We start from the raw sequence: 8,339 nt of genomic DNA, 5'->3' as shown, positions 1-8,339 counted from the left end.
CGCGCCCCAGTACTTGATCATCCCGATCTCGATCCGGGCGTTCGACGCGCCGACCTGGTCCATCGTCCACGCGGCGTGCAGGGTCAGCAGCCGCGCCGCGGCCATGTCCGCCGCCGACTGCGCGACCATGTCCTGCACCATCTGCTTGTCCGCGAGGCGGGTCCCGCTCGCCGTCCTCGACACGGCGCGCTCGCAGAGCATGTCGAACGCCCGCCGGGACTGGCCGAGCCAGCGCATGGCGTGGTGGATGCGTCCCGGGCCGAGCCGCTGCTGGGCGAGCCGGAAACCGTCACCGGGGCTGCCGACGAGGTTCGTCGCCGGCACCCGGACGTCGCGGTAGAGGACCTCGGCGTGACCACCGTAGATCTCGCCGCCGATCTCGGGGTGGTCCATCACCGGGATGTCGCGGGCGACGTCGAGTCCGGGGGTGTCGGTCGGGACGATGATCATCGACGCGCGCTGGTACGGCGGTGCGTCCGGGTCGGTCACCACCATCGCGATGAGGAAGTCCGAGCCGGTGGCGTTCGAGGAGAACCACTTGTGGCCATTGATGACGTAGTCGTCGCCGTCGCGCACGGCCCGGGTGGACAGCATCGTCGGGTCCGCGCCGGCGCCGGGCTCGGTCATCGAGAAGCAGGACCGCAGCTCGCCGCGCAGCAGCGGGTGCATCCAGCGCTCCTTCTGCTCCGGCGATCCGCCGATCGCGAGCAGCTCGGCGTTGCCCGAGTCGGGCGCCTGGTTGCCGAACACACCCGGCGCGTAGCGGCACTGGCCCAGGATCTCGTGCATCAGCCCGAGCGAGACCTGCCCGAACCCGCCGCCGCCGAGCTCCGGGGGCAGGTGCGCCGCCCACAGGCCCTGCTCCTTGACCTGCTCCTGGAGCGGGGCGGTGATCCGGGCGAAGGTCTCCCGGTCCAGGTCGAGCGTCTCCAGCGGGATGATCTCGTCGCGGACGAAGCCGCGCATCCACTTCAGCTTCTCCTCGAACTCCGGATCGGTGCTGAAGTCCCACGCCATCGCGTCCGCCTCCCGACGAGCCTCGTTGCCACGGCGAACGTAACCCAGCACCGAGCCACGGCGACAGGGCCGCCGTCCGGCCGCCGTCCGGCCGCCGACCGGCCGGTGATCGACGGTGCGCGCGGTGATCCGCTCCCCGGGTGCGTCCGGACGCACGCAGGGAGCGGATCACCGGGCGGGGATCGGATCACTGAGCGGGCGGCGGATCGACGTGCGGCGGCGGACCACCGGGCCGACGCGGCGATTGCGCCGGTCCGCGTCGCCGGGGAGGCTCGGGGGATGACCGACGAGGCTCCCGTCCCCACCCACCCGGCGGGTGTCCCGGCCGATCTGGTGGACCTGTCCTACGAGCCGCTGACGCCCACGGCGTTCCTCGACCGGGCCGCGGCGGCGCACGGGGACCGGGTCGCGGTCGTCGACGGTGACCTGCGGTTCACCTACACCGAGTTCCGGGACCGCTGCCGGCGACTGGCGGGCTCGCTCGCCGCGCTGCACGGCGGGCGCCCGGTCGCGGTGCTCGTGCCGAACACCCACGTCGGGCTGGAGGCGGCGCACGCGGTCCCCTGGTCGGGCGCGGCGCTGGTCGCGGTCAACACCCGGCTGTCGGCGGGCGAGGTCGCCTACATCCTGGAGCACTCCCGCGCCTCGGTGCTGGTGGCCGACCCGGTGTTCGACGACCTCGTCGCCGAGGTCACCGCCCGCCTCGACACCCCGCCGCACACCGTGCGGGTCGGCCCGGACTACGAGCGCCTCGTCGAGCAGGGGGAGCCCACCGCGGTGCGGCCGGGCGACGAGCGCGGCCTGCTGTCGATCAACTACACGTCCGGGACCACCGGGAACCCGAAGGGCGTGATGTACCACCACCGGGGTGCCTACCTGCAGGCACTGGCGATGGTCGGGCACACCGGGCTGACCGCGTCGTCGGTGCACCTGTGGACGCTGCCGATGTTCCACTGCAACGGCTGGTGCTTCCCGTGGGCGGTCACCGCGGCCGCCGCCACGCACGTCTGCCTGCCGAAGGTCGAACCGTCCCGGATCTGGCAGCTCGTGCGCGAGCAGGGTGTCACCCACCTCAACGGGGCCCCGACCGTGCTGTCGATGATCGCCTACGCCCCGGAGGCCGGGCCGGTGGAGACGCCGGTGGCCGTCGCGACCGGGGGAGCGCCGCCGAGCCCGGCCATCCTGCGCCGGATGGCCGAGCTCGGGTTCGAGGTGACCCACCTCTACGGGCTCACCGAGACCTTCGGTCCGGCGATGATCTGCGACTGGCGCCCGGAGTGGAACGACCTCGACGCCGACGCGCGGGCGCGGATGAAGGCCCGGCAGGGCGTCGGGAACATGATCGCCTGCGCCGTCCGGGTGATCGACGCCGACGGCGCCGACGTCCCGGGCGACGGGCGGACCACCGGGCAGATCGCGCTGCGCGGCAACAACGTCATGCTCGGCTACCTGGACGACGACCAGGCCACCCGCGACGCCGCGCCGGACGGCTGGTTCCGCACCGGGGACATCGGCGTCATGCACCCCGACGGCTACGTCGAGCTCCGCGACCGCTCCAAGGACGTGATCATCTCCGGCGGGGAGAACATCGCCAGCGTCGAGGTGGAACAGGCCATCGCCGACCACCTGGCCGTCCTGGAGGTCGCGGTGATCGCCGTCCCGGACGAGCGGTGGGGCGAGGTCCCCGCGGCCTGGGTGACCCTGCGCGAGGGGGCGAGCGCCACCGAGGACGAGATCGTCGAGCACGTCCGGGGCCGGCTGGCGCGGTTCAAGGCACCGAAGCGGGTCACCTTCGCCGAACTCCCGAAGACCTCGACCGGGAAGATCCAGAAGTTCGTCCTGCGCGACGAGGCGTGGGCGGGGGAGGAGCGCCGGATCCGGTAGCCGCGCCGCGGCCCCCCGCGGCGGTCCCGCCGGTGCTGCGCGGGACCGGAACGGACCGGCCCGGCGCCGCGGACACCGGCTGTGCGCCACGGGCCCTCACAGCGACGCGCGGTGCCGGCGACGCAGGCGCCCCGCGCGCCCGCGTCGACGCCCCCGGACCGGTCCCCCCGGGGAGGCCGGACCGGTCCCCCGGGAGGCCGGACCGGGACCGGGTCAGAGCGGGTCGGCCGCCGGCGCGTCCCGCCGCACCAGCGACAGGGCCGCCTCACCACCCAGTGGCACCCGGTGGGCACGCGGGTGATGACCCGCCTCGGTGACCACGAGGACCACGTGCGTCCCCGGCGCCACCCGGGAGCCGTCCACCGGGACGGCGAGCCGCCCGTCGGGTCCGGTCACCGCCCGGGCCAGCTCGGCGCCGCCGGCGTCGATCACCGTGCCGACCGCACCGGCCAGCGGCCGACCCCGGCCGTCCCGGACGATGCCACGCACCACCGGCGAGGTACCGGGTGTCCGGCCGTCGGCGTGGGCGGCCACCGCGACGCGGGCGTCCACGGCGGCGCCCACGGCGGTCCCGGCCGCGGGGTCGACGGCGGCGTCGCCCGTGGTGTCCGCGCCCCCGGTCGCCGGAGCCGGCCGTCGTTCGGCGGCGGCGAGCACGAGTGCGAGGAGCGCGGCGACCACGGCCGACCCCGTCAGGAGCACCCATCCGGCCCGGACCGAGCCGAACTCCGACGGCAGCCCGGTGGTGTGCGCACCGATCACCGAGACGAGCAGGGCCACGCCCAGCACCGACCCGACCTGCCGGGCGGTGTTGATCAGCGACGAGCCCGAGCCCCACTGCGGGGCGGGCAGCGCGGAGCCGACCACGGACGAGAGCGTGGGCAGGATCAGCCCGACGCCGAGCCCGGTGAGCAGCTGCCCGGGGAGCATGCCCACGCCGTAGTCGGGCGTGCGGCCCAGGTGGAGCAGCCACCAGACCGGCCCGGCCGCGAAGGCCAGGGCGCCGAGCGCCGCCGTCGCACCGATCCCGATCCGCGCCGACAGCCGCCCGGCGAGCCGCGAGACGACGACCACGACCATCGGCCCGGGCGCGAGCGCCAGGCCCGCGAGCTGCGCCGTCCAGCCCCAGGTCCCGGTCAGGTAGAGCACGTTGACGACCAGCATCCCGGCGAACCCGCAGGTGAAGGCCACCATCGTCAGCGCGGCGAGGCCGACGGCCGGCACCCGGACGACGGCGAGGTCCAGGGCCGGGACGGCGTGCCGTCGCGACCGCAGCACGACCGCGACCAGCCCGAGGACCGCGATCCCGGTGGCGGTGAGGACCTCCGCCGAGAGCCACCCGTCGTCCGGGGCGCGGACCAGGGCGTAGGCGAGCGCGCCGATGCCCAGGATCAGGGCCAGTGCGCCGAGCAGGTCGGGCATCCCGGTCCGTGCGACGTCGGACTCGCGCAGCGCCCGCGCCCCGGCCAGCAGCGCCGCGAGCCCGATCGGCACGTTCACCAGGAACACCCAGTGCCACGACGCCTGCACGAGCAGCCCGCCCAGGGGCGGACCGAGCGCCGCGGCGACGGCGCCGATCGAGGCCCACGCGCCGACGGCGCGGCTGCGGTGCTCGGCCGGGTACGCGGCGAGCAGCAGCGACAGCGAGGTGGGCATGACGAAGGCCGCTCCCACGGCCTGCACCGCCCGCGCCGCGACCAGCAGCACCACGCTCGGCGCCACCGCGCAGGCGACCGAGGCGAGGGTGAACACGGCGAGCCCGACCAGGAAGACCCGCTTGTGCCCGAAGCGGTCGGCGAGCCGCCCGGCGAGGGCGAGGAACGCCGCGAACACCACGGTGTAGCCGTTGAGGATCCACGACATCTGCCCGAGGTCGGTGCCGGGGAACGAGGCGCGGATGTCGGGGAAGGCGATGTTGACGATGAACAGGTCGAGGCTCGACAGGAACGCCGCCGCCGACGTGATCAGCAGGACGACACCGGGCCGGGGGGCGGGCATGGCGGTCCTCTCGATACGGACTGATCGGTCCGGTCCGACGGGCGGGCAGGGCGGGCGGGCCGGGCGGCACCGGGCGACGGGGCGGGTGGTCAGGCCCCGACGAGGCGCCGGGTGAGGCGCACGGCGGTGTCGGCGCCGCGCCGGAGACCGTCCGGGTCGCGGTGGGCGGCCTGCATGAACAGCCCGTCGACGACCAGGCAGAGCTCGTCGGCGAGCCGGTCGGGGTCGTCGGTCCCGAGCTCCCCGACCAGTCCGTCGATGACCGCGCGTACCTCCGCCAGGTGTTCCCGGGCGAGGGTGGCCGGTGTGCCGGCCCCGACGGAGGTGTCCGCGCCGTCCGTGGAACCGGCGGGGGAGTCGTCGGGGAACTCGACGAGGTAGTTGCGGAAGGCGCACCCCCGCGAGCCCGTGCGGGTCACCAGGTCGCCGAGCTCGCCGACCAGGGCCACGAGCCGGTCGCGCGGGTCGTCGCCCGCCGCGTCGAGGGCCCGGTGGATCGCGTCCACCCGGCGCTCACGGACCCGGCCGAGGTAGCCCGCGACCAGGTCGTCCTTGGTGGTGAAGTGCTGGTAGAGCAGGTTCTTCCCGGTGCCGGCCTCGCTGATGATCCGGTTCATCCCGACCGCGCGGACCCCGTGCGCGTAGAACAACCGCGACGCGGTCGCGAGGATGCGTTCCCGGGTGCCCGGGGCGGGCGTGCGAGCCATCCGGCGATGATAGCGGACCGATCGGTCCGTTCGTGGCGTCGTGCCGGAAGTGGCCGGTCCGGCCCCGGGAGCCGGCATCAGGGACCGCTCGTGACGACGTCGTCGAGGGGGACCGGCGCGCCGCGCTCGGCCCACAGGCGCTCGCCGGGGGTCCCCGGCCCCGGCGGGCGCAGCCCCTGGATGAGCCAGAGCTCCCGGGAGGTCTCGTCGACGTGGAGCTCCCAGTCCAGCGACCGCTCGGCCATGAAGGGGGTCAGCAGGTCGCGGACCCGGCCGATCAGGCGGTCGCGCGCGGACGCGTCGGGCAGGGTCCGGGCGATGTGGTCCACCTGGATCCGCACGGACCGCTCCCGGGGGACCCCGCCGATGAACAGCGCACCGGGTTCGGCGGCCTGGAACACCACGCCGACGTAGAACGGCGGCAGCATCGAGTAGATGCCGGTGATGCCCTCGGCCAGGATCCGCCGGTCGTCGGGGTCGAGGCAGTCGGCGCTGTGGTGGACGGTCCAGAGGGGCATGGGAGGCCTTTCCGTCGTTGCAGGGTCCCGGGGAGCTTAACGGACCGATCGGTCCCGGACCAGACGGTCCGTCACGACGTGCCGCGCTGTCGTCGGGCGGCCCGGCTCCCGGGAGCGCTCGTCCGCGTGCGGGGGTCAGGACAGTGCGCTCAGCGAGCGCCACTCGTCCCAGGGGATCGACCAGTCGTAGAGGTCGCCGTCGGCCGCGGTCAGCGGCTGCGAGCTGCCGGTCACCTCGACCGGGTCGCCGAACACGGCGCTCGCGAAGAACTCCTTCGCGTCCCGTGTGGACAGGTTGATGCAGCCGTGGCTGACGTTGCGGTTGCCCTGGGCCCACGACGAGGCGGGGTTGGCGTGGATGAACTCGCCGTTGTTGGAGATCCGGACCGCCCAGAACTGCGGCTCGTCGACGTAGCCGTAGTCGGGGTTGCTCATCAGCACCTTCTCCGACTTGGCCATCACCACGTGCACCCCCGAGCGGGTCACCCGGCGAGGGTCGGACTCCAGCCCGTAGGAGGCGTCGTAGCGGGCGACCTCCGCGCCGTCGCGGACGACGACGATCGCGTGGCTGCGGGTGTCGGCCTTCACGACCTGGCTGCGCCCGACGGTGAAGGTCCGGTCCAGGTCGTCGGTCACGTAGGTGCCCCCGCCCAGGTCGAGCCCGCGCAGCGCACCCCGCACGTGGACCCGCGTGTGCGCGGGCCAGTAGGACCTCGGGCGGTAGTGCACCCGCGAGCCCTCGGCGGTGTCGGGCAGCCACGCCCAGGCGCCCTCGACCGTCCGCGACGCGGTGACGCTCAGCTGCCGCTCGACGGCGGCCTTCGCCTCGTCGGGGAGCGTCTCGCCGAACCGCAGCACCACCGGGGCGCCGACGCCGACCTCGCCGCCGTCCCGATGTTCATCGTGGCCTCGACCGTGTCGTCCGGGTCGACGGTGCTGAACGGCGCCGCCGGTACCGGGCGCCGGTCCTGCGGGCCCAGCACTCAGGTGCCCGACCACCGGTAGGTGGTGGCGAACTCCAGCGGCTCCGCGGCGGTCCAGGTGCGGCCGTCGGGGGACAGGGTGCCGGGGACGGTGACCGGCCCGTCGCCGGAGTCGGCGGTGAGCGCGACGCCGTCGAGGGTCCCGGTGCTGACGCCGGTGCGGACCGGGCCACGCGGGGCGACCGGGCCGGGGCCGCCCGGGGTGCTGGTGAGGACCTCGGGCACCGGTGGTGCGGGCGGCACGGCCGGGGCGGGCCGCAGGCGGTCGACGGCGCCGGCGAGGTTGCGGGCCAGCGAGCCGCCGCCGCCGCCCACGGTGTCCCCGACCCGGCCCCCGGCCAGCGCGGCGGTCCCGCCCGCGAGCAGGACCACCAGGGCGACCAGGGTGGTCGCGAGCACCGTCCAGGTGCGCCGGTGCACCGAACGCCGCCGCCGGCGTCGGGTGTGCCGCCCGCGCGAACGCTCCCAGGACCTCGACATGGCGGGGATCATGGCCCGCATGTCACCCACACGGGCGGTACGACACCCCGGTGACATGTGATCGTTGCCCGGGCGCGTCCGGAGCACCGGCGTGACAGGGTTCGGCCATGAGCTACGACGTCGCCGCCGTCCGCAGCCGTTTCCCCGCCCTGCGCGCCGGGATCGCCCACTTCGACGGGCCCGGTGGCTCCCAGGTCCCCGACGCGGTCGCGGGGGCGGTGGCGGCCGCCATGACCTCCCCGCTGGCCAACCGTGGGACGGTCACCAGCGGGGAGCGCGCCGCCGACGCGATCGTGCTCGGCGCCCGCTCCGCCATGGCCGACCTCCTCGGCGTGGACCCGCGCGGGATCGTGTTCGGGCGCAGCATGACCGCCCTGACCTTCGACCTCGCCCGCACGCTGTCCGCGACCTGGTCACCGGGCGACGAGATCGTCGTGACCCGGCTCGACCACGATGCGAACATCCGTCCCTGGGTGAGCGCCGCGCAGGCCGCCGGGGTGACGGTGCGGTGGCTGGACTTCGACCCCGCGACCACCGAGCTCGACGACGTGGCGCCGCTGCTGTCCGACCGCACCCGCCTGGTCGCGGTCACCGGGGCGTCGAACCTGGTCGGGACCCGTCCCGACCTGCCGGCGATCGCCGGGGCCGTGCACGCCGCCGGCGCGTTGTTCATGGTCGTAGGCGTCCCACTTGTCGAGCGAGGCGAGGTCCATCGGGGACAGCTTCCATGGCGCACGGGGTCGACCTGGCGG

At 75.0% G+C, this 8,339-nt stretch carries 8 protein-coding genes; 2 read left to right on the top strand and 6 right to left on the bottom strand.

Going from position 1 to position 8,339, the window contains the following annotated elements; genetic code table 11:
- A partial coding sequence (locus KPF47_RS00365) for an acyl-CoA dehydrogenase family protein (RefSeq protein WP_224386209.1) occupies positions 1–1,068 on the bottom strand: 1,068 nt, incomplete at its 3' end.
- 228 nt (positions 1,069–1,296) lie between these two features.
- Between KPF47_RS00365 and KPF47_RS00360 the strand changes: the two genes are divergently transcribed.
- Positions 1,297–2,901, top strand: coding sequence for an AMP-binding protein (locus tag KPF47_RS00360; protein ID WP_224386208.1), 1,605 nt, complete (start codon positions 1,297–1,299; stop codon positions 2,899–2,901).
- 213 nt (positions 2,902–3,114) lie between these two features.
- Here KPF47_RS00360 and KPF47_RS00355 read toward each other — a convergent pair whose 3' ends face one another.
- From KPF47_RS00355 to KPF47_RS38310, 5 genes are all read right to left on the bottom strand, one after another.
- The gene (locus KPF47_RS00355; RefSeq protein WP_224386207.1) at positions 3,115–4,899 is read right to left on the bottom strand and encodes an MFS transporter; all 1,785 of its coding nucleotides are present in this window, start codon (positions 4,897–4,899) and stop codon (positions 3,115–3,117) included.
- 89 nt (positions 4,900–4,988) lie between these two features.
- A complete protein-coding gene (locus KPF47_RS00350) occupies positions 4,989–5,606 on the bottom strand; it encodes a TetR/AcrR family transcriptional regulator (protein ID WP_224386206.1) in 618 nt (205 codons plus the stop codon).
- A gap of 77 nt (positions 5,607–5,683) precedes the next feature.
- Positions 5,684–6,124, bottom strand: a complete 441-nt coding sequence (locus KPF47_RS00345; RefSeq protein ID WP_224386205.1) for a tautomerase family protein — start codon at positions 6,122–6,124, stop codon at positions 5,684–5,686.
- A 135-nt stretch (positions 6,125–6,259) separates the two neighbouring features.
- Complete coding sequence (locus tag KPF47_RS38315; RefSeq protein WP_308015277.1) at positions 6,260–7,123, bottom strand: L,D-transpeptidase; 864 nt, start codon at positions 7,121–7,123, stop codon at positions 6,260–6,262.
- Entirely contained in the window at positions 7,108–7,587 is a 480-nt protein-coding gene (locus tag KPF47_RS38310) for an Ig-like domain-containing protein (protein ID WP_255658844.1), read from the bottom strand. The genes KPF47_RS38315 and KPF47_RS38310 overlap by 16 nt, the downstream gene beginning before the upstream one ends.
- A 107-nt stretch (positions 7,588–7,694) precedes the next feature.
- On the opposite strand from KPF47_RS38310, the gene KPF47_RS00330 reads away from it, so the two are divergent.
- The coding region (locus tag KPF47_RS00330; protein ID WP_224386204.1) for an aminotransferase class V-fold PLP-dependent enzyme at positions 7,695–8,339 on the top strand (645 nt) is incomplete at its 3' end.

The sequence above is a fragment of the Pseudonocardia sp. ICBG1293 genome, assembly GCF_020131355.1.
Taxonomy (GTDB): domain Bacteria; phylum Actinomycetota; class Actinomycetes; order Mycobacteriales; family Pseudonocardiaceae; genus Pseudonocardia.
The sequence above is the reverse complement of the archived record's forward strand: the minus strand, read 5'-3'. Positions and strand labels throughout refer to the sequence as shown.

Bases quoted from the DNA above. Each gene is read 5' to 3' on its own strand.
- KPF47_RS00360 (WP_224386208.1), top strand. From the start codon at position 1,297: ATGACCGACGAGGCTCCCGTCCCCACCCACCCGGCGGGTGTCCCGGCC.
- KPF47_RS00355 (WP_224386207.1), bottom strand. From the start codon at position 4,899: ATGCCCGCCCCCCGGCCCGGTGTCGTCCTGCTGATCACGTCGGCGGCG.
- KPF47_RS00350 (WP_224386206.1), bottom strand. From the start codon at position 5,606: ATGGCTCGCACGCCCGCCCCGGGCACCCGGGAACGCATCCTCGCGACC.
- KPF47_RS00345 (WP_224386205.1), bottom strand. From the start codon at position 6,124: ATGCCCCTCTGGACCGTCCACCACAGCGCCGACTGCCTCGACCCCGAC.
- KPF47_RS38310 (WP_255658844.1), bottom strand. From the start codon at position 7,587: ATGTCGAGGTCCTGGGAGCGTTCGCGCGGGCGGCACACCCGACGCCGG.